The following is a 23,829-nucleotide window of genomic DNA, read 5'->3' as shown; positions in this document are numbered from 1 at the left end:
CGCGAATGCCCGGAATGCTGCGCCCCGCCGCCCTGCTGCTCCTGACCGGCCTGCTCGCCGCCTGCGGCAAGTCCGAAAAGGCGGAGGCAGCGCCGAAAGCGGCGCAGAGCGCACAGGCCGGGTCGGATGCGGCGCAAACTTTGCTCACCTCGTTGATTACGCCCCGCCAGAAAGGGGCCTATGCCCCGCAGGACCAGTGCGGCGGGATCGGTGCGGCGGAGGAATTCCGGCTCAGGCTGGCCGATGCGGTGGTGAAGCGCGATGCCGATGCGCTTGCGGCACTGGCCGCTCCGGACGTGGTGCTCGATTTCGGCGGAGGCGCGGGCAGGGCCGAGCTTCGCCGGCGGCTCGACGATCCCGATTACCGGCTGTGGGAAGCGCTGGAGCACCTCCTGCCGCTGGGTTGCGCGGTCAATCGGCAGGGCGGCTTCACCATGCCCTGGTATTTCGCGCAGGATTATGGCGAGCGGGACAGTTACATGCTGCTGCTGGTGCGCGGACAGGGCGTGCCTTTGCTGGCCGAGCCGCGCGCGGATGCGAAAGTGCTGAAGACCATCGACTGGAACATGGTCGAACTGCAGGAAAGCACGGACGAGCAGAGCCCCTTCGCCAAGGTCGACGATAGCGAGGGCGGGTCAGGCTATATCGCGTGGGACAGACTGCGCGCGCTGGTGGATTACCGCCTGATCGTGGAAGAGCGCGACGAGGGCTGGGCGATCAGCGCCTTCGTGGCGGGAGACTGACCCGCCTGTCGCCGTCATCGCGAGCGAAACGATCCGGGGCGTTTGCATCTGGCGCCCCGGATGGCCGCGCAACTTTCCCTCGCTCGCAATGACGAAGGGAAGGCTCAGCCCGCGCGCTTGGCGGTGATGTCCACTTTCACGGTCACGTTCGGGTCGACCGATTTGTCCTGCCAGGAACCTTCGCCAAGGCCCCATTCCTTGCGATCGATTTTGGCCTCGCCCTTCATCTTGGCCGTGTCGCCTTCGATGGTCAGGGTGAAGGGCAGCTTCACCGGCTTGCTGATGCCGCGGATGGTCAGCGTACCGTCGGCCACATAGGCATTCGGCCCGGTCGAGGTAATGCCACTGGTGGCGAAGGTGGCGTTGGGGAAGGCGCCGATATTGAACCATTCGCCTTCGCGCAGGGGATCGTCGCGCGAGGGATCGCCGCTGCTCGCGCTGCCGGTGTCGATGGTCACCTTGGCGATGGACTGGTCGAGATGGGCGGGGTCGAAATTGATCTCCGCGCTCCACTTGCCGAAGCTGCCCTCGAAGCTCTCGCTATTGCCGACGCCTTCATAGCCCAGCTTCGAAGCGGATTGGTCCACGATCCAGCCCGGGGCGGACATTTCGGGGCCGACAGCTGCGGCAGGGATCGTGAGCAGGGCCAGCGCGGCGATCGCGGCAGCAGGGCCGAAAGCGGCGGGTTTGCGGTGGAACATGCTCAATTCTCCCCAATATCCAGTCTTGTAACGGGCTGCGGGCGGGCCGGATCGCGGCGCTCCGTTCACAGCGCTTTTGGCGGCAATAGGTTCCCCGGATGACTCTGTCCATGCGGCAGAAGCGGTCCGGCAGATGTCAGTGCTCGTCTTGCGGACTCCCGATCCGTTCAAGTACGACACTGTGCCCGCTCGAGCGCAGGGTGAGCCGCTTGCCATCCTGCTCCACGGCGGGGCCGGCGACCAAGAGCGCGCTGGCGGCCATCTCCTGTTCGCCCACGGGGCCGGCGCAGAACATCTTCGTCTGCATCAGCGGCCCGGCGATCAGGCGGGTCTTTTCGATGCGCCACGGGCCGCTCATCGAATTGCAGCCGAGATTGGCCGACAGGCGGCCGCTTTCGAAGGAAAAGCGGGCCTTGTCCGGCGCGGCGGCGGCTTCGCCGTCGATGGCGATCACGCGCCAGTTGCTGCCGGTCAGTTCATGCGCAGGGGCGGTTTGCGCCACGCAGGCCGAGAGGGGGAGGGCCGGGAGAATCAGGGCCAGGAGAGAGACTGCGTGGCGCATGTCCTCTTGTGGACGAGATGCGCTGACAGCGGGCTGAATGGAGCCGTCAGCAATGCGTCAGGGATCGAGCGCGGCCAGGGCTTCATAGGCCAGCACTGCGCCCGCCACTGCGGCGTTCAGGCTGTCCGCCCGCCCGCGCATCGGCATGGTGACCCTGAGGTCGCAGGCGAGTTCGTATTCTTCCGGTAGGCCGCGTGATTCATTGCCCACCATCAGGAAGCAGGGCGCGGCATAGGCCGCGCCGCGATAGGGCTGGGCATCGCGCAAGGAAGCGGCGACCAACTGGCCGTCTCCTTCGCGCAGCCAGTCGATGAACTCCGCCCAGTTGGCTTGCGCAACGTCCTGCGTGAAGATCGCGCCCATGCTGGCGCGCACGGCTTCCACCGAGAATGGGTCGGCGCAATCGTCGATCAGGATCAGCCCGCCCGCGCCCACCGCATCGCCCGTGCGCAGCATGGTGCCCAGATTGCCCGGATCGCGCAGGGCCTGCGCCACCAGCCAGATCTTCGCCGAATGCCGGTCTAGATGGGCAAGCGATGTGTCGAATTCCGCGAACACGCCTGCCACGGCCTGCGGGTTTTCCTTGCCGGTGATCTTGGCGAGAATTTCCGGCGTGCATTCCACGATCTCGCCGCCCGCATGGTCCACCGCCAGTTCCAGCGCGGCGAGCAGGGGGTGATCGTCCCGCTCGGTCGACATGACGAGCATTTCGGGCACGCGGCCGGATTCGCGCGCATCGGTGAGCAGGCGCAGTCCCTCGGCGAGGAACTTGCCTTCCCGCTTGCGGTGCTTCTTCTCCCGCAGCGAGCGGAGATATTTGACCGTGGGGTTGGAAAAACCGGTGATCTGGCGGCGCATAGTGCCCGCTTAGGTCGGCGCGCGGACTTCGACAAGCTCGGCCCGCGCGGTTTGCGCCGATCAGTCTTCGCCGAAGCCGTCCATCACGAGCCCGACCAGCTTGGTCAGCAGGGCTTCGGCGTCGTCGCCCTTCACACAGACCTCGATTGTATCGCCCTTGGCCGCACCCAGCATCATCAGGCCGAGGATGGAACCGCCCGCGGCTTCCATCCCGTCCTTGGCGACGGTGACTGTCGCGCCGCCCGGCAGATTGGCGACGGCGGCGACGAATTTCGCGCTGGCCCGTGCATGCAGGCCGCGCTGATTGATGATTTCCACGCTTCTACGTGCTGTATCCATCCGTGCACCCCTCCCAAGGTAACGTGTCGTTTATGTGCGGAGTCAGGCGTCCTGGCCAAGGAATTCGGACGCGATCGTGATGTAATTGCGCCCGGCATCGCGGGCCGCCGCCACGGCGTCCATGATCGACATCTTGTCGCGCGCGCCGGCCAGCCGGATCAGCATGGGCAGGTTGATTCCCGCGACGACCTCAACCTTGCCTTCCTCCATCAGCGAAATCGCCAGATTGGAGGGAGTGCCGCCGAACAGGTCGGTTAGGATCACCGCGCCCTGGCCGCTATCGACCTTCTTGATCGCTTCGGCGATCTCGGCGCGGCGGGCTTCCACGTCATCCTTCGGGCCGATGCACACCGTTTCGACCGCTTCCTGGCGGCCGACGACATGTTCCATCGCTTTCACGAATTCCTCGGCCAGACGGCCGTGGGTGACAAGAATCATTCCGATCATGCAGGAAAACAGCTTTCAAACGATGCGGCCGCGAGGGGTTGCACGGGTACCATCGGCGCCAACAGGCGTGAAGGTGCATTCGGGTTCACGGCTGATGCGGCCCTTCGATCAATTCGGCAGCGCGTGACCCGAGATTCCGGTGGCGAACAGTGGGCGAAAATCCCGCTTCGCGCAAGGTTTTCGCGATTTCCTCGGCCGTGAAGACGGAGCGGTGCCGCCCTCCGGTGCAGCCGAAGGCAATATTGACGTAGCTTTTGCCCTGCGCGGCATAGCGCGGCAGCAGTTCCAGCAGCAGGTCGCGAATCTTCGCGAAACTGCTCTCGAAGGCAGTGTCCTTCCGGATATGCGCGCCCACGGCGGCATCCAGCCCGGTCAGCTCGCGCAGATCCGCCACCCAGTGCGGATTATCGAGATAGCGCATGTCGAAGACGAGATCGGCCACCGGCACGCCGCGCGAGAAGCCGAAGCTGCTGACGGTCACCGTCATCGCCTCGCCCGTATGGATGCCGAACTGCTCGCGGATCGCCTGCTGCAGCTGGTTGGTGGAAAAGGCCGTGGTGTTCATCACCACATCCGCCCAGCGCCTCAGCGGGCCGAGGAGTTCGCGCTCCGCCGCAATGCCGTCCATGGCGGGAATGCCGCTCGCCAGCGGATGGCGGCGGCGGGTTTCGTTATAGCGGCGCTCCAGTTCCTGGGCCGAGCAATCGAGGAACATGGTGGTGACGATCAGATCGTCCCGCGCGGAAAGATGCTTCACCCGTTCGATGATGTCGGCCGGATCGAAGCCGCGCGTGCGGGAATCGAAGCCGATCGCCAGCGGGGCCTTGATCCCGTCGCGCAAATCGTCATCCGCGCCGATCAGCCGGTCGAGCAGGCGGATGGGGAAATTGTCGATCGCTTCCCAGCCCAGATCCTCCAGCTCGCGCAGGGCAGTGGTCTTGCCGGCACCGAGCATGCCGGTGACGAGCAGGATGCGCTGGCGGGAATCAGCTGCGGATTGGGCAGGCTCGGCGGTCATCCGGCGCGGTTTGCCCCCGTCCGGCGCGAAAGGGAAGGCTCCGCGCGCTTTTGTGCCGGATGGGGGGCTGGCTTGATGGCGCGGGGCAGCGCAGGCATCAGCTGAACACCTATCGTCAACGATATTCTATGCTGACGTTATAGAAGGTCTGTCTGGCTTGCTCGCCCGCTTTGAAATCGAAGCTCGCGTACTTCATTAGCAGGTCGCATCCTCCGGCTTCCAACCTCTCATCGAAAGGCACCGATGAGAGGCGACATGAGGTTGGCTGAGCGTTGGCGTTGAGATAGAGCAGGAACACGACCAGCGACGGTCGCGCTCGGGTGGCGATCGCTTCTGGCAGGAATTTCCCAATGCGTTGTTTTGACGGGACATGGCGTGCCACCACGCGACTATTGTCTCGCGACATGTCGCGTGGATCGACCCCCCGCGCTGCCAGCATCTGTTCCATGCACAGTTTCGTACCTGAGACGACACTGGCCATCGGCCCGGTCTGCAGGGTGATGGTTTTGCCGAACGCGCCAGTGATTTGATACGTCCCGACGCTCTGCTGAAAGCGAGCGGGTCCATCGTCCCTGAAATATGTTGTCAGAGCCGCCCCCTTGAGAGTGTCGAGCTTGCCGTCCCATAGCCCGTGCTGAAATTCGACCCACTCGCGTCCGGAGGTGTCATTCGCATATGTCGGTACGTCGATCAGGCTTTCGCGCCCTCCAGGCAGCCAAGCAACTTTAAATGGTACCCGCGAGAATTCGAACTCTCCGCTGGTGATGGCTGCGTGAAAGCCACCATCCCACGGGTCGATCCGGCGGAGTTCCAGAATTGTGGGCCTTTCCGGGTTTCCGAATGCCCGTCGCATCACGCAGCGATCGTCCAGGCGCTGCGCTTCCCATTCACCGAGGGGCTGGAGAAGCACCTGACCCTCCCCCTGTGCAGACACCGCCAAGGGCGAGATTGCGACGGCCGATACGACTGTGATGGCGAAGCCTCGTAATAGCGTCATGCCCCCTAGGCTCCTTGCATTCTGTGGTGGTGACTTATCATCCGCCGTCATATTGTCGCAGACCGCAAGTGTCCGCAATCGCTCCGCTCGTAACAAGCGATCAGCTCAGTCCATGCAGCTTCAGTGCCCATTCGGCACGCAGGGGCAGGGCGGGGCTGTCGGGCCACAGGCGGATCAGGGGCAGGGCAATGCCCGCCAGCTCCAGCTGGTCCGCCTGTTCGACATGGCGCGGGGCCATGGGGTCGAGCCGCAGCACCAGCGCCACCGGGCCTTCCGCTACCGGCAGATCGACGATGCCGACATTGCGGATTTCCAGCTTGCCCGCGATGTTGGGCGGGGGCGAGGCCCACAACCGTCCGTTACGCACTTCCAGCGTTACTCCGTCATCGCCCACCAGCCCGGCGCCCCGGTCGATCAGGGCGAGGGCGAGGCTGGTCTTGCCGCTGCCCGGCTGCCCTTCGATCAGCACCGCCCGGCCTTCGATGGCAACGCAGCCCGCCTGATGGATCAGCGCGCTCATCTCGGCTCTATCGCTGGCAGGATGATGATGAAGCAGGCGCCGGTCTTGCCCGCCGGGGGCTCGCCCAGCGTCAGCGTGCCGTCATGCGCCTCCACGATGGTGCGGGCGATGGCCAGGCCAAGCCCGCTATGGCCGCCGAAGCCCTCGGCTTCCGGACGCACGGAATGGAAGCGTTCGAACACTTTGTCGCGCTCGCTTTCCGGAATGCCCGGGCCCTGGTCGCGGATAGTCACTTCCACCAGTTCGTCATGCGCGCGCAGTTCCACGGTGATCTCGCCATTGGGCGGCGAGAAGGAGACGGCGTTGTCCAGCAGGTTCTCCACCACCCGCTCCAGCCGGGCGGGCACGCCAAGGACCACGAAGGGCCCACGGCCCTTGCGCTTGAGCTTGATCGTGCGGTCTTCGGTTTCCGCCCGATGTTCGCGCGCGCCCACGGCATTGGAGATCAGGGCATAGAGATCGACCGGTTCGAAGGTGGCACGGGAAAGTTCCGCATCGATCCTGCTGGCGTCGGAAATCTCGCTTACCAGTCGGTCGATCCGCTGGACATCGTGCATGGCGATGCCGGTTAACTGGCGCCGCAGGGCCGGGTCCTCGACCTTCGATAGGGCCTCCAGCGCGCTACGCAGCGAGGCCAGCGGGTTCTTGAGTTCGTGGGCCACATCGGCCGCGAAGCTCTCCACGGCGTCGATCCGGTGGCGCAGGGCGGAACTCATGTCGGAAATGGCGCGGGCAAGCATGCCGATCTCGTCGCGCCGCTCGGGCAGGCGGGGCACCACCACCTCGCGGTCGCGCCCCAGCCGCACTCGCACCGCGGCGCGCACCAGCACGCGCAGCGGGCGTACGATAATCCGCGCCAGATAGAGCGAGAGCTGAATCGAGATCAGAACCGCCGCCGCCACGATGATCGCCAGCGTCTGCCGCGCGTCGCGCACGCGCTTGGTGATGTCGATGGCGTTGCGGGTGGTCAGCAGCATGGTGCCGTCGCGGCCCACTGGCGCGGCGGCGGATATCACCGGGGTCCGGTCGGGCGCATAGCGCAGGAATACCTGCGTCTGCCTCAGTTCCCGCGCGCGGGAGAGTTCCGGCCAGGAATTCGCGTTAGTATTGCGCGGCTCGGCATAGGCGGGCACCGGCTCCGCCCCCAGGATCGCGTCCATTCCCCGGTCCAGCCAGCGGGCCGCGTGCTGGTACCAGGGCTCGCGGTCGGGATCGACGAAGGTGAAGGAAGGCTCGGCCAGGGCGAAGCTGTCCTTCGCCAGGCTCCCGTCCGGGCGATAGAGGCGCAGGCGCAGCTTCTGCTCCTCGCCGATCTGCACCATCAGCGGATCGAGCAAATTGGGCCGCACGCCCAGCAGTGCCTCCGCCGTGATCTGCGCCTCGCTGCGGGCAAGGCGAAACCGTTCCTCGATCAGCTGGCGCCGGAAATTGTCGAGATAGAAGAAGCTGCCCGCCAGGATCGACAGGGCAATGATGTTGAAGGTCAGGATGCGGATCGTCAGCGATGCGCGGGGGGTGAAGATCGGCCGTTCGAAGCGGCGCGGAATCCTTCTGGGCTCGCCGTTTTCAGCCATCGGAGAAACTGTAGCCTGCGCCGTACAGCGTTTCGATGGAGGAGAATTCGGGATCGACCGAACGGAACTTGCGCCGCATGCGCTTGATGTGGCTGTCCACCGTGCGATCGTCCACGAAGACATCGTCGGGATAGGCCGCGTCCATCAATTGGTTGCGGCTCTTGATGACGCCCGGCCGGGCGGCCAGCGCTTCCAGAATGAGGAATTCGGTCACGGTCAGGGACACGTCCTTGCCATCCCAGTGCACCTTGTGTCGCGCGGGGTCCATGCTCAGCCGGCCGCGCAGCATTTCCTCCCCGCCGGGCGCGGCGTCCTCATGCTCGCCATTGGTCTGCGGGGCAATGGCGCTGCGGCGCAGGATCGCGCGGATGCGGGCGATCAGCAGCTTCTGGCTGAACGGCTTGGCGATGTAATCGTCGGCCCCCATGGCAAGGCCGGCTGCCTCATCCTGCTCGTCATCCTTGCTGGTCAGGAAGATCACGGGGAGAGTGGAAGTCTCGCGCAGGCGGCGCAGCAATTCCATCCCGTCCATGCGCGGCATCTTGATGTCGAACACGGCAAGGTCGGGCGGATTTTCCGTCAGCGCCTTCAACGCGGCCGTGCCATCGGTATAGACGCGAGTAGCGAAACCTTCGGACTGGAGCGCGATGGAAACACTGGCGAGGATGTTGCGATCGTCGTCCACCAGCGCGATCACCTGCTGCGGTTCGCCCACGGGGGAGGCCGGGCTGGCGGTGCTGGAGCCGGGCTGATGGGCCATAAGGTGCGCTGTCCTGCTGAATCTGAAGGCAGGGATTAACGTTTTCGCGGCAGATAGACAACGCTTCAACCGATTCCTGTTGCAACGCAGGTGCGGTAAAACCCTGTGCTAAATCAATATTTTCGGCCTATTTGTGGCGGTTTGACGAAGGGTGCTTGTGCGACTATGCGCAACCCGATTCCGGTTGGCGGAACTTTCCGCATGATGGCCCAGAATTTGCTGGCCCCCCAAGTCTGGAGACGAACTTGACTGCATCGCTTTCCTTCCCCCTCGACCGTCAGGGTATTGCAACGTCCGCGACGATCCACGCGAACCTTGGTACGGCTCCGCTGGTGGAGCATGCCGTGCGCAACGGCGAAGGCCGCATTGCCGCCCATGGCCCGCTGGTTGTCGAAACCGGCCAGCACACCGGCCGCTCGGCGAAGGACAAGTTCATCGTCCGCGACGGGGTGACCGAGCACACCGTGTGGTGGGGCAAGACCAATGTCGAAATGAGCCCCGAACACTTCGCTGCGCTGAAGGAAGATTTCTTCAAGGCGCTGGCGGAAAAGAACCAGCTCTATGTGGCCGACCTGTTCGGCGGTTCGCAGATCGATCACCGCGTGAATGTGCGCGTGATCAACGAACTGGCCTGGCACAATCTGTTCATCCGCACCCTGCTGGTGCGCCCGACGGCGGAAGACCTCGACGGCTTCGTGCCCGAATACACCATCATCGACCTGCCCAGCTTCGTTGCCGATCCGGTGCGCCACGGCTGCCGCAGCGAGACGGTGATTGCGGTCAACCTGTCGGAAAAGCTGATCCTCATCGGCGGCACCAAATATGCCGGCGAAATGAAGAAGAGCGTGTTCGGCATTCTCAACTTCCTGCTGCCGGTCAAAGGCGTGATGCCGATGCACTGTTCCGCCAATATCGGCGCGGACGGCAAGACGGCCGTGTTCTTCGGCCTGTCGGGTACCGGCAAGACCACCCTGTCGGCCGATGCCAGCCGCACGCTGATCGGCGATGACGAGCATGGCTGGTCGGACACGGCGGTCTTCAACTTCGAAGGCGGCTGCTACGCCAAGATGATCCGCCTGTCTGAAGAAGCCGAGCCGGAAATCTACGCCACCAGCCGCATGTTCGGCACCGTGCTCGAAAACGTGGTGATGGACGAGGCGACGCGCGAACTGGATTTCGACGACAACTCGCTCGCCGAAAACAGCCGCGGTGCCTATCCGATCGATTTCATTCCGAACGCTTCGGAAGAAAATCTCGGCCCGGTCCCCTCGAACGTGATCATGCTCACTGCCGATGCCTTCGGCGTGCTGCCCCCGATCTCGCGCCTCACGCCGGATCAGGCCATGTATCACTTCCTGTCGGGTTACACCGCCAAGGTGGCCGGCACGGAAATCGGCGTGACCGAACCGGAAGCGACCTTCTCGACCTGCTTCGGCGCGCCCTTCATGCCCCGCCACCCCAGCGTCTACGGCAATCTGCTCAAGGAACGCATCTCCAAGGGCGGCGTGTCCTGCTGGCTGGTCAACACCGGCTGGACGGGCGGCAAGTATGGCGTGGGCAAGCGCATGCCGATCAAGGAAACCCGCGCGCTGCTGAATGCCGCGCTCGACGGTTCGCTGAACAATGCCGAGTTCCGCAAGGATCCCAACTTCGGCTTCGATGTGCCGGTGGCCGTGCCGGGGGTCGATACTTCGATCCTCGATCCGCGTTCCACCTGGGCGGACAAGGACGAGTATGACGCGACTGCTGCGAAGCTCGTCCAGCTCTTTGTTGACAATTTCGAGCAATTTGCAGACCATGTCGACGAGAGCGTGAAGCAGGCGGCGCCGGTAGCTTAAGGCGCGGCCAGCTCCGCACACGAGTTGGAGAGGAGGAAAAGGGGGTGCCGCAAGGGCCCCCTTTTCTGATTCCGGTCCCTATCCCGTTCATTTCCGGCACTTTTGCAACCGGAAGAATTTTGACTTGCACCGGCGTGCAAGGGGCGCATCATGTCCTTGGAAGTGAGCCAGTTCGATCGGCCAGCTCAGGGAGTACATGGCATGAGCGTATTCGATTCCATCCTCAAGAGCATTGCGGGTTCGCCCGATGACGTGGCCAATCTGGCCGCGAAAGTGGGCATTGACCCGGCAATGGCGGAAAAGGCGATTGCCGCGCTGGGCCACGCGCACCAGCTGGAAGGCGATACGGTGGAAGCCGCCGCAGCCAAGACCGGGCTGCCTACCGGCACTCTGAAGCAGATCGTGGAACAGATCGGCGGCGAAGGCTCGCTGATGGAGTTCGCCAACATCATCGACCGGGATGGCGACGGCAATCCGCTCGACGATATTGCCGGCATGGCCAAGGGTCTGTTCGGCAAGGAATGAAGCCCAGGGCGGGGCGCCTCATGGGGGCGCCCTTGGGCAGAAGAGGATCGGTCAGGCCGCCTTGCGGGGCGGCAGCGGGCCGGGCTTTTCCGATGACGGGTTCGCCCCGCTTTCCGTACGTGGTGCCTGCCTGAATTCCTGGCCTGCCGTAGCCACTGCCTGTGCCATGGCCGGGGTGGACATCCAGCGCCCTTCGGAAGCGAATTCCTCGCCGCGCAGGCGGGCCGTGGCGACGGTCAGTGCAGCGCCGCTCTGCTTCGCCTCATACATCAACTCGTCCGCCAGGCGCAGCTCGCGGTCGATGGAGCGGCGTCCGGGTGCCAGGATCAGCGCGCCAACGCTGCAGCGCAACCCGTCGGCAAATTCGTTGGTCGCGGTGTTCATCGCCACATGCAGGCGGTTTGCCACGGTCAGGCCGGCCTGTGCATCGCGCACGGCCATGTAGACCAGGAACTCGTCCCCGCCGATGCGGGCGAAGATGTCGTCCTTGCGGATCGCGCGCCGCACATGTTCGGAAAAGGCCTTGAGGCTGGCATCGCCGCGCGCATGGCCGTGAAGGTCGTTCAGGGCCTTCAGCCCGTCGAGATCGGCATAGGCCAGCACGTGCCAGCCGGTGGTTTCCTCGATCGTGCCGGCCATTTCGAAAAAGGCCTTGCGGTTCAGCGCGCCGGTCAGCGGATCGGTGCGGGCAAGCCGCCATTCGACTTCGCAGGTGTGGCGCGCATGGGTGAGGAGGGCGATGATCGCCAGCACCGGAGGGATCCGCAGCAGGACGTCCAGAACCGTCAATTGCCCATGATAGGGATACAGGTCGTCGCTGTTCACCCAGCCGCTGGCGATGACGCAAAAGCCGAATACCGCCAGCGCCTGCCGCCAGCCGATCGACCAGGCGGCAATGCCGATAAAGGTCATGTAAAGCGGGCCGACCCAGATATCCCTGCCGGTGGCGTAATCCACCAGCGCGGTCAGCAGGGTGCCGAGGAGCACGATGACCCACGCCTGGTTCGGCGTAACGCGAAATGCCGGACTACGGCGCTCCGAAAAGCCCGCCTCCACCTTCGCACGCTGATCTGTCGCGTGTTTCCTGCCCATTCCCCGCGACTAGCGGAGTATCCCTAACACCCCGTTAAAGGAGGTGCGGAAAAGCGCGATTTTCCACAGGTTTCGGCGCCCTTCGCACGAGGATCAGGGCGCCGTGAACCCCTTGTTTCAGGACGGAAAAACCTGATCGAAGGCAGCTTCCAGACGGGCGAGGCTGGCCGGCACATCTTTCAGCTTGTCGAGCCCGAACAGGCCGATGCGGAAGCTCTTGTAGTCTGGGCCTTCATCCACCATCAGCGGCACGCCCGCCGCGATCTGCAGGCCGAGGGCAGCGAATTTCTTGCCGGTCTGAAGTTCCGGATCGTCGGTGTAGCACACCACCACGCCCGGCGCGCCGAAGCCTTCGGCCGCCACGGACTTGATGCCGCGCGCGGCGAACATCTCGCGCACCTTGTTGCCCTGTTCCCACTGAGCGGCGCAGAGCTTGTCGAAGCCGATCTTCCTGGTTTCCAGCATGGCATCGCGGAACACGCGCAGCGCGTCGGTCGGCATGGTGGCGTGATAGGCATGGCCGCCGTTGAGATAGGCTTCCATGATCGTGTTCCACTTGCCGAGATCGGCGGCGAAGCTGGTGGACTTCGTTTCGCGGCAGCGTTCCAGCGCGGCATCGCGCATCATCACCAGGCCGGCCGAGGGCGGGGCGGACCAGCCCTTTTGCGGGGCAGAGATCAGCACGTCCACGCCGGTGGCTTCCATATCCACCCATGCGCAGCCGGAGGCGATGCAATCGAGCACGAACAGCCCGCCCACCGAATGGACCGCATCGGCCAGCGCGGCGATATAATCTTCCGGCAGGATGATACCCGATGCGGTTTCCACATGGGGCGCGAACAGTACGGCGGGCTTTTCCGCCTTGATCGCGGCGACTGCTTCCTCGATCGGCACCGGAGCGAAGGGCGCATCTGCCCCGCCATTGCCGGTGCGACGGGCCTTGAGCACGATTTCCTCGGCCGGGATCGAGCCTGCCTCGAAGATCTGCGTCCAGCGATAGGAGAAGAACCCGTTGCGGATCACCATCGCCTTCTGGCCGGTAGCGAACTGGCGGGCGACCGCTTCCATCCCGTAAGTGCCGCCGCCCGGCACCACGACGGCGCGCTTGGCGTGATAGACCTCGCACAGGGTCTCGTGAATATCGCGCATCACGCCCTGGAAGGCCTGGCTCATGTGATTGAGCGAACGGTCGGTGAACACCACCGAGAATTCAAGCAAACCGTCGGGATCGATTTCGGGACGCAGACCGGGCATGGAACTCTCCTTTTCTCGGCTGGGCCTTTTTCACGTTTCGGCGCGGGAGGCAAATGGGAGTTGGTGAGGGGGTGGGGTGAGAACCTTGCGGGCACTATCCAGCCCAACCTTCTAACCTCCGTTCATCCTGAGCTTGTCGAAGGACACGCGCCGAGTTTTGGGCTGGGTGCTCTCAACCATTGCAATGGGGCAAATGTTCCACGTGTCCTTCGACAAGCTCAGGATGGGCGGGTGTGGGCGAGTGGGTGCAAATATCCATCCGGCGGCGAACCCGGACCTTTACGCCAGTGTTGGAAAGCCAATCGCGCGGCCGGCACGGCGTCAGGATTGGCGCGTGCAGGAGGCGGGCAGAGGATAGCGAAAGGCCGGGCACTTCCACCGTGCGCCTGGCTCTGCCCAATCGGAAACCGGCCGGGAAAGGCGCCCGCGGGCTCGCAGCCGGGCATCCTTTCCTTGCGGGTGATAATCCCGCGCCATTCGTGGTTCATCGCGAACATCCCGGGAAAGCCTGCCCACGTAGGGCCGGGATCGTGAGGGAGCCGGTGAAGCCGCGCATCCGGTAACCGCATCTGGCGCAAGAGGCTTTGCCAAGGGGTAACGCCCCCAAGGCACGCACCCGCACCGGCCGCGTTGTTCGAAGCGAACAAGGGAGGATGAGCAGTCGACATGCCGCCCTCCGGATTGAACCTTGCGACTTGCTATCGCAGCAAGGTGCGGGGCATATAACCGAAACGGTTCGTGAAGTCAAGTGAAAACGCCAAATGCGCCACTTCACCCAACTGTCACCCCGGATTTATTCCGGGGTCCAGCTGTCTGGCGTGAAGGAGAAGCGGGATCCCGGAACAAGTCCGGGATGACGAAGGTTGGGTTGGGCACGCCCCCTCAGCGGCCTTTGCGCTCTCTGCGCGAACCGATCGAGACTTACCCCTTCGCCCCAGCGACATAGCGGGCGACGTTCTTCGCCAGCACATCGAGCGGGACATTGCCGCCCTTGACCACGGCATCGTCGAAGTCCCGCAGGTCGAAGCGGCTGCCCAGCGCTGCTTGCGCCAGGCCGCGCTGGCGCACGATCTCGGTGTGGCCGACCTTGTAGCCGCATGCCTGGCCCGGCCAGCTGCAATAGCGATCGACCTCGCTCGCCACTTCCTTGGGATTGTCGCCATTGCGCTCCACGAAGAAGGCGACGCCCTCCTCGCGCGTCCAGCGCTTGTGGTGCAGGCCCGTATCGACCACCAGGCGGCAGGCGCGGAAGGCCTGATCCTGCAGATAGCCCAGCCGCCATGCGGGATGATCGGCATAGGCACCCAGCTCGTCCGCCAGTTGCTCGGCATAGAGCGCCCAGCCTTCCGAATAGGCATTGAACGCCAGACGGGAACGGATCAGCGGCATCTGGTTGGCATATTCGCCCTGCCAGACATGGCCGGGGATGGTTTCGTGATGGACCAGCGTGGGCAGGGTATATTGCCGGTGCAGATCGGTGGTCAGCAGGTTGATCCACATCTTGCCCGGGATCGCCCCGTCGATGGAGCCCGCACCGCCATAGGCCGTGGGCGCGCCCGGTTCTTCCGACAGGGGCAGGCGGCGCACTTCCAGATTGGCACGGACCTGCGTGCGGAAGGCACGCGGCATCTGCGCCCTGATCCAGTCGATGCGCTGCTGGATGAAGGCCATGATCTCGGCCCGGCCGGGATCGCCTTCGGGAAACTGGAAGCGCTTGTCTTCCGCCAGCTGGCGCATGCGCTGGCCCACCGGCCCGTCTTTATAGCCGATGTCCTTGAGGATCGCGTCCATCCGGCCGTGGATTTCGCTCAGCTGGGTCAGGCCCATCTCGTGGATTTCGTCCGGCCCCAGCGTGGTGGTGGTGCTGGCCTTCAGGGCCCAGCGATACCATTCCTCGCCATTGGGCCGCGCCCACATGCCGGCATCCTGAGTGGCCTGATACCGCTGGAGGCGCAACTCGGCGAGCTGGCGTTCCAGTGCCGGGCCGACCTTGCCGGTCACGATCCGGCTGGCGGCATTTTCCCAATCGCCGGGAATATCCTTCGTGCGCGCGGTGAGCGAAGAGACCAGCCCGCTGCCCAGCCGGGCGTCCGCGAGCGAGCTTTCCATCTGTGCGATGGCCTTGTCGAGCAGGAAGGCGGGCGGGATCACCCCAAGGCGAGTGGCTGCCTGCATCCGCGCCGTCTCGCCGTCCAGCATGGCCGGATAGGCTTCCAGCCGCGCGATATAGGCTTCGGCATCCGCCTTGTCCCGCACGGGATGGTCGGAATCGAGGAAGCGCGGCACGTCGAGATAGGCGCCGACATTCTGGATCACCACGTAAGGCGCATTGCGCCAGCCGCCCGTCGCTACGTCGCCATAGGGCAGGGCGAAGCCTTCCAGCGCCGTGCCATAGGCGCTTTCGACCACTTCGAGGCTGGTGAGCGTCGCCGGGTCCAGCCCCGCCTTGTCGAAGGCGCGGACCTTGGCGAGCCCGTCGCGCAGATTGCCTGCATAATGGACCATGCCTTCCGGCGTCGTGTCGGCCATGCGCGAACGCAGATAGGCCTTTTCGCCCGTATCGATCCCAAGGCCGGTGGCCGTGCCGGGTTCCAGTTCGATCAGGTCCCACGCGATCCGGTCAAGCAGCGCAGTGGCGGATTCCTGCGGCGCGGGCGCGCCGGCGAGGCCTGCTTTGCCCATGCAGCCCGCAAGGGCGAGGGAGGAGATGCCCGCGCCAAGCCCGGCGAGGGTCTGGCGGCGGGTTAGTTTCATCTGAACCGGGTTTTGCATGGGCGGTGTGTGGAATGAACCGCCAGCCCTGTCAAATGGCGTGCTTTTCAGCGCCGGACTTGCTCGCTAGGGGAGGGGGATGGACACGGTGCTTTCCATTCTCATGCTCGCCTCGCTCGCCATGCTGGTCGGCGCTTTTGTGCTGTGGCGCAAAGGCGGGCCGCTCAAGCAGGTTTCGCTGATGGTGGTGCTGGCCATCGTGATGATCGGCAATGTGCTGATCTGGACGATCCCCGACGAAAGCGGCGAGGCGCCGGCCCAGAAGGCCGACACGCTCGCTCAATAATCTGCCTTCAGTCCGGAATCCGCCAGCTCACCGAGCCGGACCAGGTTCCCACCACTTTCTCGCCATTGGAATTGCTGGCCGGATCGAACCGGGCGCGGCGTGAGACATATTTGCAGGTCGCCTCGTCCAGCCCGGCAAAGCCGCTGGTGCCGGTGATCTCGCAGCTCTGCACCTTGCCCGAACTGCTGATGACCACGCGATATTTCGCGGTGCCGGTATGGCCCAGCCGCAGGTCGCGCGTCGGGTAGTCCGCCGTCGTCACCCAGCCGGAACGGTCATTGGCGGGGCTGGGGTTCTTCGGCGTAAAGAGCGGCGGCGGTGTCGGGGTTACCGGAACGGTCGGCGCGATGGTGGGGTGGGGCGTGGGATCGGCGAACACTTCGGACGATGTCGGGAAGGGGCGCGGTTCGACCTTCACCTCGTCGTTCTGTTTGGTGTCGAGCGGCGGGTTAACCGTGGTGATCGTGCTGGAAGGCGTCGCACTGGGCGTTTCTGTGGGCGGTGGGGTCTTGGGAAGCGGGAACTTGTTTACCTTCAGATGTGTATCTGTCGGTGCTTTCACGAATTCCGTCGCCAGCCCATAGATCAATACGGCTCCGAGAGCCGCGTGGACGATCGCTACCGTGGCGATCGAAGTGGCTTTGCTGGCGCCACTCTGACGGTCGACATAGGCCATTGCATGCTCTCCTTTGTTTCGGCCGCCCATTATGTTCTGGGTGCTCAGGAAAGCGGGCGACCGCCTATAATGTTATAACATTACAATTGCGGGATAGAGTCGGCAAGGGGCTATCGGCGGCTAAGCGGAAATACGAAGGGGCGGGCACGCCCAAGCGCACCCGCCCCCCAATTTTGCTGGTTTTGCGCGCCTTAGCGGATCGGACAATCCGGCGAGAGGCGGAAGTCGAGATATTTGTCCACCGAGCCCATCAGATCTTCGATCTCATGTTCGAAGAAGTGGTTTGCGCGGGGGATTTCCTCGTGATGGATGGTGATGTGCTTCTGCGTGCGCAGCTTGTCGACCAGCTTCTGCACCGCCTGCGGCTGCACCACCGTGTCGGCCGCGCCCTGAACGATCAGACCGCTGGCCGGGCAGGGGGCCAGGAACGAGAAGTCATACATATTGGCCGGCGGAGCGACCGAGATGAAGCCGCGAATCTCCGGGCGGCGCATCAGCAACTGCATGCCGATAAGCGCGCCGAAGCTGACGCCGCCGATCCAGGTGGTCTGCGCTTCGGGATGGATGGACTGCACCCAGTCGAGCGCGGCGGCCGCGTCGCTGAGTTCGCCCACGCCATTGTCGAAGCTGCCCTGGCTGCGGCCCACGCCGCGGAAATTGAAGCGCAGGGTGGCAAAGCCGCGATCGACGAAGGTCTTGTAGAGACGCTGCGTGATGCGGTCGTTCATCGTCCCGCCTGCCTGGGCATGCGGGTGCAGGATCATCGCCACCGGCGCGCGCGGGCGCGGGGCGGGCTGGAAACGACCTTCAAGACGGCCTTCGGGGCCGGGAAAAATGACAGCAGGCATGGTCGGCTCTCGAAATAACGGGTGAGTGCGCGGCTGGCGCGCGGTGAGTTGCTGGCTATATAGTGTCGAGTGCGATTTTCGCAATTGCCCAGCGCCGAAAGCCTGCAAAAGCCCTTGATGCCCCAAAGAATCTATCTCGATTTTGCTGCGACCACTCCCCTTTTGCCCGAGGCGGGGGAGGCCATGCGCGAGGGGTTTGGCATCTGGGCCAACCCCTCCAGCCCCCATGCGGAAGGACGCAAGGCCCGCGCTGCGCTGGAGGATGCGCGCGCCCGAATGAAGGCGGCTCTGGGCTGGGATGGGGAAGTGATCTTCACTTCCGGCGCGAGCGAGGCACTGGCCATTGCGCTCAAGCAGGCGCAGGCGCCGCTGCTGGCAGTGAGCGTAGTGGAGCATGAATCCGTGCTGCGCCATGCGGGCGATGCGGTTCGCTTGCCGGTGGACGCGCTCGGCCTAGTGAACCCGGCCGATTGCGCTCTGCCCGGCCTGGTCGCCGTGCAGCAGGCCAATAGCGAGACGGGCGTGCTCCAGCCGCTCAACGCCGTGGTGGACGCGGTGCGCAGTGCGGGCGGGGTGCTCCTGGCCGATTGCGCGCAAGGGGTAGGCAAGCTGGCTTTGCCCGATGCGGATCTGATCGCGCTTTCGGCACACAAATTCGGCGGGCCTATCGGCATCGGCGCCCTGCTGGTGCGCGACTGGGCATTGCTCAAGCCAACCGGCGGGCAGGAGCGGGGCTATCGCGGAGGGACGGAGAATCTGCCCGGCGCCATGGCGATGGTCGCGGCGCTGGAAGCGGATCGCGGCTGGCTGGATGAAGCGGTGCGCCTGCGCGCCTTGCTGGACGATGCGATTGCGGCGGCGGGCGGAGAACTGCTCTGCGCCGAGACTGCCCGTGTGCCTTCCATCGCCGCCTATCGCATGCCCGGGACCTCGGCCAACGCCCAGCTGATCCGCTTCGATGCGGCAGGCTTCGCGGTTTCGGCAGGCAGTGCTTGTTCCTCCGGCAGCCTCAAGGTCAGTCACGTGCTTTCCGCCATGGGCTATGCCGATCCGGGCGAAGTGATCCGCGTGAGCATCGGGCGCGAGACGAGCGAGGCGGATATTCTGGCCTTTATCGACCAGTGGCGTGCTGTCGCCGGGCGGTCGGCTGGATGATATTTCCTTCGTCATTGCGAGCCCGGAGGGCGAAGCAATCCAGGGCAGTTATATCCGGGCCTGGATTGCCGCGTCGGCTTCGCCTCCTCGCAATGACGAGGTAAGGACCCTGCATGATCTATCTCGACTATCAGGCGACCACGCCGCTCGCGCCAGAGGCGCGGGACGAGATGCTCCCGTGGCTGGGCGGGCCGGGCACGACGGGCTTCGGCAATCCGCACTCCCCCCACCGCATGGGCCGGCAGGCCGCTGCCGCAGTGGAAGTCGCGCGCGGCCAGGTGGCGGCGCTGCTGCCGCCGGGCGGGCGCGTGATCTTCACTTCCGGCGCGACCGAGGCGATCAATCTGGCAATCAAGGGCACTTCGCGAGGCGGCGCGATTGCGGTCAGCGCCATCGAACATGCGGCGGTGCTCGATTGCGCCGAGGCAATGCGGAGCACCCATCCGGTGCATATCCTCCCAGTGGATCGCGAGGGGTTGGTAAGCACCGATATCCCCTTGCCGCAGGGGCTGGGCCTCCTCGCGCTCATGCAGGTCAATAATGAGATCGGCACGATCCAGCCGGTCAATGCTCTGGCGCAGGCTGCCCATGCGGCGGGCGCACTGGTGCTGTGCGATGCGGTGCAGGGTGCTGGCAAGCTCGCCGCGCCTGCCAATGCCGATCTGATCGCGATTTCCTCCCACAAGCTTTACGGCCCCAAGGGTGTCGGTGCGCTTTGGGTGCGCGACGGGGTGGAACTTGTTCCGCAAATGCACGGCGGCGGGCAGGAGCAGGGCTTGCGGTCCGGCACGCTCAGTCCTGCGCTCTGTGCCGGTTTCGGTGCGGCGGCGAAGCTGGCGAAGGCGCGGATGGGGGCGGACGGCGCCCATGTCGAACTGTTGTGGAGCCGGGCGCGCGAACTGTTTGCAGGCTGGACCCTGAACGGGAGCGCGGATGCCCGCTGGAAGAGCAATCTCAATCTCCGCCGCGACGGGCTGGACGTAGCCCGCCTGATGTCGGACTTGCGCGATGTGTGTTTCTCGGCAGGCTCCGCCTGTGCCTCCGGTTCTGGCCGCCCCAGCCATGTGCTGCGCGCGCTCGGCCTTGCGGATGCCCAGGCAAAAAGCTCGATCCGGATCGGCTTCGGGCGCTATACGACGATGGAAGAACTCGAAGAAGCCGCCGCAAAGATCAACCGGGCGGCCGCAGCGCAGGAATAGAAATGGTCAAGGTCACGTTCGTCACCACCGATGGCACCAGGGTCGATACCGAAGGCGCCGAGGGCACTTCTCTGCTGGAGGCCGGGCAGGCCGTTGGCATGCCGCTGGAGGGGACGTGCGAGGGGCAAATGGCCTGTTCCACCTGCCACGTGATCGTCGATCCCGAATGGTTCACCCGCCTCAAGCCCGCCAGCGATGACGAGGAAGACATGCTCGACCTTGCGGCGGCAGTGGAACGCACCAGCCGCCTGTCCTGCCAGATCGTGCTGGAGCCGGAACTCGAAGGGCTGACCGTGCGCATTCCCCGCGAAAGCAAGGACGCGCAGGGGTATTGAGGGGAATTGGTCATTGCGAGGAGGCGAAGCCGACGCGGCAATCCAGAACGTCGCGCGCCGGGCCTTGGATTGCTTCGCGGCCTTGCCGCTCGCAATGACGACATTTGCCGTCGATAATGTGGATTCCCGCACAAGCTCGCTAGAGCGCCCGCCTTCGGGGTGTTAGGGCTGTCCCATGGCCATCACGACCGAAGACGACGACGCATTCGATGCGATCGTCGATGCACCGTTCGATTCCGCCCTGTCGGAGCGCTATCTCGTTTATGCGCTCTCCACCATTACCGCCCGCTCGCTCCCCGATCTGCGCGACGGGCTAAAGCCGGTCCACCGCCGCCTGTTGTGGGCGATGCGGGCGCTGAAGCTCGATCCGGCCAATGCCTTCAAGAAGTCCAGTCGCGTGGTTGGCGACGTGATCGGCAAATATCACCCGCATGGCGACGTTGCCGTCTATGACGCGATGGTTCGCCTCGCGCAGGACTTCTCGCTGCGGTACCCGCTGGTCGAGGGGCAGGGCAATTTCGGCAATATCGACGGCGATAATGCCGCCGCCTATCGCTACACCGAAGCCCGCCTGACCAAGACGGCGATGCAGTTGATGGACGGGCTGGACGAAGGCACCGTCAACTTCATACCGACTTACAATAATGAGGAGGAAGAGCCTGAAATCTTTCCGGGTCTCTTCCCCAATCTGCTGGCGAACGGCGCCACCGGCATTGCCGTGGGCATGGCAACGTCCATCCCCAGCCACAACGTAGCCGAGATCATCGACGCGACGCTGGAACTGGTCGACAATCCGCATGTCGAACATGCCCGGCTGATGGAGCTGTTTCACGGGCCTGACTTCGCGACCGGCGGCGTGATCGTGGACAGCCCCGCGGCGATTTCCCATGCCTATGAGACCGGGCGCGGCGCCTTCCGCGTGCGCGGGCGCTTCCATGCGGCCGAGGCGAAGGAAGAGGCGGATCGCGATGCGGGGATCGAGCGGCTGGGCGGCGGGCAGTACCAGCTCGTCATCTCCGAAATCCCCTACATGGTGCAAAAGGGCAAGCTGATCGAGCAGATCGCCCAGCTGATTGCCGACCGCAAGCTGCCGATCCTGGAAGACGTCCGCGATGAGAGCGACGAGCAGATCCGCATCGTGCTGGTGCCCAAGAGCCGCAATGTCGATCCGGAGCTGCTCAAGGAATCGCTCTACAAGCTGACCGATCTGGAAAGCCGCTTCAGCCTCAACCTCAACGTGCTGGACGCCACCCGCACGCCGATGGTGATGGGGCTTAAGGAACTGCTGGGCAACTGGATCGCCAGCCAGATCGACATCCTCCAGCGCCGGGCGCAGCACCGGCTGGACCGGATCGCCGCGCGGCTGGAACTGGTCGAAGGCTATATCATCGCCTTCCTCAATCTGGACCGGATCATCGAGATCATCCGGACGGAGGACGAGCCCAAGGCCGTGATGATGGCCGAATTCAACCTGACCGACCGGCAGGCCGAGGCGATCCTCAACATGCGGCTGCGCAGCTTGCGCAAGCTGGAGGAAATGGAACTGCGGCAGGAACGCGACGACCTGCTGGCCGAGCGTGCCGATCTGGAGGAACTGCTCGCCTCGCCTGCCCGCCAGCGCACGCGCCTAAAGCGCGACCTCCGGAACCTGCGCAAGGATTATGCCGAGGACACGGCGCTCGGCCGCCGCCGCACCACGATTGCCGAGGCCGCGCCGACCGTGGAATTCAGCATGGACGCGATGATCGAGAAGGAGCCGGTGACGGTGATCCTTTCGGCCAAGGGATGGATCCGTGCGGCCAGGGGCCATGTGCCGCTGGATCAGGAATGGAAGTTCAAGGAAGGTGACGGGCCCGCCTTTGCGCTCCATTGCCAGACGACCGACAAGCTGCTGATCGCCGCCGACAATGGGCGCTTCTACACGCTGGGTGCCGACAAGCTGCCGGGCGCGCGCGGCTTCGGCGAGCCGATCCGCACCATGGTGGATATCGAAGCCGATGCCACGATCGTCTCGGCGCTGGCCTACAAGCCCAAGGGCAAGCTGCTGCTCGCGGCCACTAACGGCAAGGGCTTCGCCGCAGAAATGGACGAGTTGCTGGCCGAGACCCGCAAGGGCCGCCAGGTGGTAAACGTCAAGGATAAGGTGAAGCTCAGCGTCGTGCGCCCCATCGCGGAGGAAGACGATCACGTCGCCGTGGTGGGCGAGAACCGCAAGCTTATCGTCTTCCACTTGCAGGAAGTGCCCATAATGGGCCGCGGGCAGGGTGTGCAGCTGCAGCGTTATCGCGATGGCGGCATGTCCGATGCGGTAACCTTCAAGCTTGAGGACGGCCTCAGCTGGACCATGGGCGGCGATACGGGGCGCACTCGTACCGAGAAGGACATCCGCATGTGGAAAGTGGCGCGCGGCGCTGCCGGGCGTTTGCCGCCGACAGGCTTCCCGCGCGATAACAAGTTCTGATTGGCTGAATGAAAAAGGCCGGGCGCGATTGTTCGCACCCGGCCTTTTCTGTCGTCATGTGCTGAAGCGTCAGCCGCCGGTCGCGGCGTCGAGCGCGGCCTTGTCGATCAGCAGCGCGGGGTTGCCCGCCGCATCGGCCGTGAAGAGATTGCGCGGCAGGGTGATCGGGCCGGCGGTGCGGTCGATCACGACATTGCCCTGGGCGTCGAGTTCGCGAACCTTGCCGACTTCGGCGCCGTCGGAGGTCTTGACCGCCTTGCCCGCGGTCAGCGCGGCATCAAGCGCGGCCTTGGCCTTCGCGGCCGCTTCGAACTGCGGGGCAAGCGCCTGATCGAGCTGGTCGGCTGTGTAGGGCAGGGCCAGCTGGCCTGCTTCGTTGGCGTAGAACTGGTCCTTCGGGAAAGCCGCGTCGACACCCTTGTAGGTCACCACCACCGTGCCGTCGGCCTCGATCGACTTGACCTTGCCGAGATCGCCGCCGGCCGCGCCCACGATGCCGGCATCCGCCTTGAGCACTTCGGCGAGCTTTGCGGCGGCTTCGGCATTGGCATTCGCCACGAATTCGTCGAGCCCGGCCTTGGTGAGGCCGATCAGCGGGCCCTTGGCGCCCTTGCCGAAGGATTCATTGGGCAGGGTTGCCTTATGCGTGCCGGTATCCACGATGACATAGCCGTCACCCACTTCCACGATCTTGCCCACTTCGCCGGCGTCCGAACCGTAGACAGTCGCCCCAACGGCCAGGCCCACATCGCTCTGCGCCGCCGCTGGGATGCTCGCCACGGCAAGAAGGGAAGCCGCGACCAACTTCGTGAATTTCATCAACCTACTCCGTCTTAGTTCAACCGAACCGAACGCCCGCAAGCCGGGCA

The 23,829-nt window shown here is 64.6% G+C and carries 24 protein-coding genes; 8 read left to right on the top strand and 16 right to left on the bottom strand.

The window, feature by feature from the left end; translation table 11 throughout:
• Window positions 1-5: 5 nt before the first annotated feature.
• Window positions 6-743, top strand: coding sequence for a hypothetical protein (locus WFP36_RS10460; RefSeq protein WP_336980281.1), 738 nt, complete (start codon window positions 6-8; stop codon window positions 741-743).
• Between the two features lie 104 nt (window positions 744-847).
• Here WFP36_RS10460 and WFP36_RS10455 read toward each other — a convergent pair whose 3' ends face one another.
• From WFP36_RS10455 to WFP36_RS10410, 10 genes are all read right to left on the bottom strand, one after another.
• Window positions 848-1,444 (bottom strand): YceI family protein, encoded by a 597-nt coding sequence (locus WFP36_RS10455; RefSeq protein ID WP_336980280.1) that lies wholly within the window; start codon window positions 1,442-1,444, stop codon window positions 848-850.
• 136 nt (window positions 1,445-1,580) lie between these two features.
• On the bottom strand, window positions 1,581-1,946 hold the full coding sequence (locus WFP36_RS10450) for an META domain-containing protein (protein ID WP_336980279.1): 366 nt from the start codon (window positions 1,944-1,946) through the stop codon (window positions 1,581-1,583).
• A gap of 117 nt (window positions 1,947-2,063) precedes the next feature.
• Window positions 2,064-2,864 (bottom strand): TrmH family RNA methyltransferase, encoded by an 801-nt coding sequence (locus WFP36_RS10445; RefSeq protein WP_336980278.1) that lies wholly within the window; start codon window positions 2,862-2,864, stop codon window positions 2,064-2,066.
• Between the two features lie 60 nt (window positions 2,865-2,924).
• Window positions 2,925-3,203 (bottom strand): HPr family phosphocarrier protein, encoded by a 279-nt coding sequence (locus WFP36_RS10440; protein WP_336980277.1) that lies wholly within the window; start codon window positions 3,201-3,203, stop codon window positions 2,925-2,927.
• A 42-nt stretch (window positions 3,204-3,245) separates the two neighbouring features.
• Window positions 3,246-3,650, bottom strand: coding sequence for a PTS sugar transporter subunit IIA (locus WFP36_RS10435; protein WP_054529374.1), 405 nt, complete (start codon window positions 3,648-3,650; stop codon window positions 3,246-3,248).
• An 85-nt stretch (window positions 3,651-3,735) separates the two neighbouring features.
• Complete coding sequence (rapZ, locus tag WFP36_RS10430) at window positions 3,736-4,668, bottom strand: RNase adapter RapZ (protein WP_336980276.1); 933 nt, start codon at window positions 4,666-4,668, stop codon at window positions 3,736-3,738.
• Window positions 4,669-4,783: 115 nt separating this feature from the next.
• Window positions 4,784-5,665, bottom strand: a complete 882-nt coding sequence (locus WFP36_RS10425; protein WP_336980274.1) for a hypothetical protein — start codon at window positions 5,663-5,665, stop codon at window positions 4,784-4,786.
• A gap of 100 nt (window positions 5,666-5,765) precedes the next feature.
• Entirely contained in the window at window positions 5,766-6,185 is a 420-nt protein-coding gene (locus WFP36_RS10420) for an HPr kinase/phosphorylase (RefSeq protein ID WP_336980272.1), read from the bottom strand.
• Window positions 6,182-7,759 carry a stimulus-sensing domain-containing protein gene (locus WFP36_RS10415; RefSeq protein WP_336980270.1) on the bottom strand — a complete coding sequence of 526 codons (1,578 nt, stop codon included), beginning with the start codon at window positions 7,757-7,759 and terminating at the stop codon, window positions 6,182-6,184. The genes WFP36_RS10420 and WFP36_RS10415 overlap by 4 nt, the downstream gene beginning before the upstream one ends.
• Window positions 7,752-8,519: a response regulator transcription factor gene (locus WFP36_RS10410; RefSeq protein WP_336980267.1), complete on the bottom strand. Its 768-nt coding sequence runs from the start codon at window positions 8,517-8,519 to the stop codon at window positions 7,752-7,754. The genes WFP36_RS10415 and WFP36_RS10410 overlap by 8 nt, the downstream gene beginning before the upstream one ends.
• A gap of 245 nt (window positions 8,520-8,764) precedes the next feature.
• Here WFP36_RS10410 and WFP36_RS10405 point away from each other — a divergent pair, with 245 nt between their 5' ends.
• Together WFP36_RS10405 and WFP36_RS10400 are read left to right on the top strand one after the other, a co-directional pair.
• Window positions 8,765-10,357: a phosphoenolpyruvate carboxykinase gene (locus tag WFP36_RS10405; protein ID WP_336980266.1), complete on the top strand. Its 1,593-nt coding sequence runs from the start codon at window positions 8,765-8,767 to the stop codon at window positions 10,355-10,357.
• Between the two features lie 201 nt (window positions 10,358-10,558).
• Entirely contained in the window at window positions 10,559-10,882 is a 324-nt protein-coding gene (locus WFP36_RS10400; protein ID WP_336980264.1) for a hypothetical protein, read from the top strand.
• 51 nt (window positions 10,883-10,933) lie between these two features.
• Here the strand turns inward: WFP36_RS10400 and WFP36_RS10395 are convergent, their stop codons facing one another.
• The 3 genes from WFP36_RS10395 to WFP36_RS10385 all read right to left on the bottom strand — a co-directional run bounded on the left by WFP36_RS10395 (window position 10,934) and on the right by WFP36_RS10385 (window position 16,000).
• On the bottom strand, window positions 10,934-11,974 hold the full coding sequence (locus tag WFP36_RS10395) for a GGDEF domain-containing protein (protein WP_336980262.1): 1,041 nt from the start codon (window positions 11,972-11,974) through the stop codon (window positions 10,934-10,936).
• A gap of 117 nt (window positions 11,975-12,091) precedes the next feature.
• Window positions 12,092-13,228: an aminotransferase class V-fold PLP-dependent enzyme gene (locus WFP36_RS10390; RefSeq protein WP_336980260.1), complete on the bottom strand. Its 1,137-nt coding sequence runs from the start codon at window positions 13,226-13,228 to the stop codon at window positions 12,092-12,094.
• A gap of 921 nt (window positions 13,229-14,149) precedes the next feature.
• Window positions 14,150-16,000, bottom strand: a complete 1,851-nt coding sequence (locus WFP36_RS10385) for a DUF885 domain-containing protein (protein WP_336980258.1) — start codon at window positions 15,998-16,000, stop codon at window positions 14,150-14,152.
• 79 nt (window positions 16,001-16,079) lie between these two features.
• Between WFP36_RS10385 and WFP36_RS10380 the strand changes: the two genes are divergently transcribed.
• Complete coding sequence (locus WFP36_RS10380; RefSeq protein ID WP_336980256.1) at window positions 16,080-16,286, top strand: hypothetical protein; 207 nt, start codon at window positions 16,080-16,082, stop codon at window positions 16,284-16,286.
• Between the two features lie 7 nt (window positions 16,287-16,293).
• On the opposite strand, the gene WFP36_RS10375 is transcribed toward WFP36_RS10380, so the two are convergent.
• Both WFP36_RS10375 and WFP36_RS10370 read right to left on the bottom strand, forming a co-directional pair.
• Complete coding sequence (locus WFP36_RS10375; protein WP_336980254.1) at window positions 16,294-16,962, bottom strand: energy transducer TonB; 669 nt, start codon at window positions 16,960-16,962, stop codon at window positions 16,294-16,296.
• 191 nt (window positions 16,963-17,153) lie between these two features.
• Complete coding sequence (locus WFP36_RS10370; protein WP_054529385.1) at window positions 17,154-17,810, bottom strand: alpha/beta hydrolase; 657 nt, start codon at window positions 17,808-17,810, stop codon at window positions 17,154-17,156.
• 117 nt (window positions 17,811-17,927) lie between these two features.
• Between WFP36_RS10370 and WFP36_RS10365 the strand changes: the two genes are divergently transcribed.
• The 4 genes from WFP36_RS10365 to parC all read left to right on the top strand — a co-directional run bounded on the left by WFP36_RS10365 (window position 17,928) and on the right by parC (window position 22,960).
• Window positions 17,928-18,965 carry a cysteine desulfurase family protein gene (locus WFP36_RS10365; RefSeq protein ID WP_336980252.1) on the top strand — a complete coding sequence of 346 codons (1,038 nt, stop codon included), beginning with the start codon at window positions 17,928-17,930 and terminating at the stop codon, window positions 18,963-18,965.
• Window positions 18,966-19,078: 113 nt separating this feature from the next.
• Window positions 19,079-20,164 carry a cysteine desulfurase family protein gene (locus WFP36_RS10360; RefSeq protein WP_336980250.1) on the top strand — a complete coding sequence of 362 codons (1,086 nt, stop codon included), beginning with the start codon at window positions 19,079-19,081 and terminating at the stop codon, window positions 20,162-20,164.
• A 2-nt stretch (window positions 20,165-20,166) separates the two neighbouring features.
• A complete protein-coding gene (locus WFP36_RS10355) occupies window positions 20,167-20,499 on the top strand; it encodes a 2Fe-2S iron-sulfur cluster-binding protein (protein ID WP_336980248.1) in 333 nt (110 codons plus the stop codon).
• Between the two features lie 175 nt (window positions 20,500-20,674).
• Window positions 20,675-22,960 (top strand): DNA topoisomerase IV subunit A, encoded by a 2,286-nt coding sequence (parC, locus tag WFP36_RS10350; protein ID WP_336980247.1) that lies wholly within the window; start codon window positions 20,675-20,677, stop codon window positions 22,958-22,960.
• Window positions 22,961-23,029: 69 nt separating this feature from the next.
• Here the strand turns inward: parC and WFP36_RS10345 are convergent, their stop codons facing one another.
• Window positions 23,030-23,779 carry a hypothetical protein gene (locus WFP36_RS10345; protein WP_336980245.1) on the bottom strand — a complete coding sequence of 250 codons (750 nt, stop codon included), beginning with the start codon at window positions 23,777-23,779 and terminating at the stop codon, window positions 23,030-23,032.
• Window positions 23,780-23,829 lie beyond the last annotated feature (50 nt).

The organism is Fulverythrobacter fulvus (genome assembly GCF_037154085.1).
In the GTDB taxonomy this organism is placed as follows: Bacteria; Pseudomonadota; Alphaproteobacteria; order Sphingomonadales; family Sphingomonadaceae; genus Andeanibacterium; species Andeanibacterium fulvum.
This window is presented reverse-complemented; position numbering and strand designations above follow the sequence as displayed.

What these genes read in the sequence shown, in the direction of transcription:
- WFP36_RS10435 (WP_054529374.1), bottom strand. Translation starts at nt 3,650, where the DNA reads ATGATCGGAATGATTCTTGTCACCCACGGCCGTCTGGCCGAGGAATTC.
- WFP36_RS10440 (WP_336980277.1), bottom strand. Translation starts at nt 3,203, where the DNA reads ATGGATACAGCACGTAGAAGCGTGGAAATCATCAATCAGCGCGGCCTG.
- WFP36_RS10395 (WP_336980262.1), bottom strand. Translation starts at nt 11,974, where the DNA reads ATGGGCAGGAAACACGCGACAGATCAGCGTGCGAAGGTGGAGGCGGGC.
- rapZ (WP_336980276.1), bottom strand. Translation starts at nt 4,668, where the DNA reads ATGACCGCCGAGCCTGCCCAATCCGCAGCTGATTCCCGCCAGCGCATC.
- parC (WP_336980247.1), top strand. Translation starts at nt 20,675, where the DNA reads ATGGCCATCACGACCGAAGACGACGACGCATTCGATGCGATCGTCGAT.
- WFP36_RS10400 (WP_336980264.1), top strand. Translation starts at nt 10,559, where the DNA reads ATGAGCGTATTCGATTCCATCCTCAAGAGCATTGCGGGTTCGCCCGAT.
- WFP36_RS10370 (WP_054529385.1), bottom strand. Translation starts at nt 17,810, where the DNA reads ATGCCTGCTGTCATTTTTCCCGGCCCCGAAGGCCGTCTTGAAGGTCGT.
- WFP36_RS10345 (WP_336980245.1), bottom strand. Translation starts at nt 23,779, where the DNA reads ATGAAATTCACGAAGTTGGTCGCGGCTTCCCTTCTTGCCGTGGCGAGC.
- WFP36_RS10385 (WP_336980258.1), bottom strand. Translation starts at nt 16,000, where the DNA reads ATGCAAAACCCGGTTCAGATGAAACTAACCCGCCGCCAGACCCTCGCC.
- WFP36_RS10410 (WP_336980267.1), bottom strand. Translation starts at nt 8,519, where the DNA reads ATGGCCCATCAGCCCGGCTCCAGCACCGCCAGCCCGGCCTCCCCCGTG.
- WFP36_RS10460 (WP_336980281.1), top strand. Translation starts at nt 6, where the DNA reads ATGCCCGGAATGCTGCGCCCCGCCGCCCTGCTGCTCCTGACCGGCCTG.
- WFP36_RS10445 (WP_336980278.1), bottom strand. Translation starts at nt 2,864, where the DNA reads ATGCGCCGCCAGATCACCGGTTTTTCCAACCCCACGGTCAAATATCTC.
- WFP36_RS10375 (WP_336980254.1), bottom strand. Translation starts at nt 16,962, where the DNA reads ATGGCCTATGTCGACCGTCAGAGTGGCGCCAGCAAAGCCACTTCGATC.
- WFP36_RS10380 (WP_336980256.1), top strand. Translation starts at nt 16,080, where the DNA reads ATGGACACGGTGCTTTCCATTCTCATGCTCGCCTCGCTCGCCATGCTG.
- WFP36_RS10420 (WP_336980272.1), bottom strand. Translation starts at nt 6,185, where the DNA reads ATGAGCGCGCTGATCCATCAGGCGGGCTGCGTTGCCATCGAAGGCCGG.
- WFP36_RS10360 (WP_336980250.1), top strand. Translation starts at nt 19,079, where the DNA reads ATGATCTATCTCGACTATCAGGCGACCACGCCGCTCGCGCCAGAGGCG.
- WFP36_RS10365 (WP_336980252.1), top strand. Translation starts at nt 17,928, where the DNA reads ATGCCCCAAAGAATCTATCTCGATTTTGCTGCGACCACTCCCCTTTTG.
- WFP36_RS10425 (WP_336980274.1), bottom strand. Translation starts at nt 5,665, where the DNA reads ATGACGCTATTACGAGGCTTCGCCATCACAGTCGTATCGGCCGTCGCA.
- WFP36_RS10455 (WP_336980280.1), bottom strand. Translation starts at nt 1,444, where the DNA reads ATGTTCCACCGCAAACCCGCCGCTTTCGGCCCTGCTGCCGCGATCGCC.
- WFP36_RS10415 (WP_336980270.1), bottom strand. Translation starts at nt 7,759, where the DNA reads ATGGCTGAAAACGGCGAGCCCAGAAGGATTCCGCGCCGCTTCGAACGG.
- WFP36_RS10390 (WP_336980260.1), bottom strand. Translation starts at nt 13,228, where the DNA reads ATGCCCGGTCTGCGTCCCGAAATCGATCCCGACGGTTTGCTTGAATTC.
- WFP36_RS10355 (WP_336980248.1), top strand. Translation starts at nt 20,167, where the DNA reads ATGGTCAAGGTCACGTTCGTCACCACCGATGGCACCAGGGTCGATACC.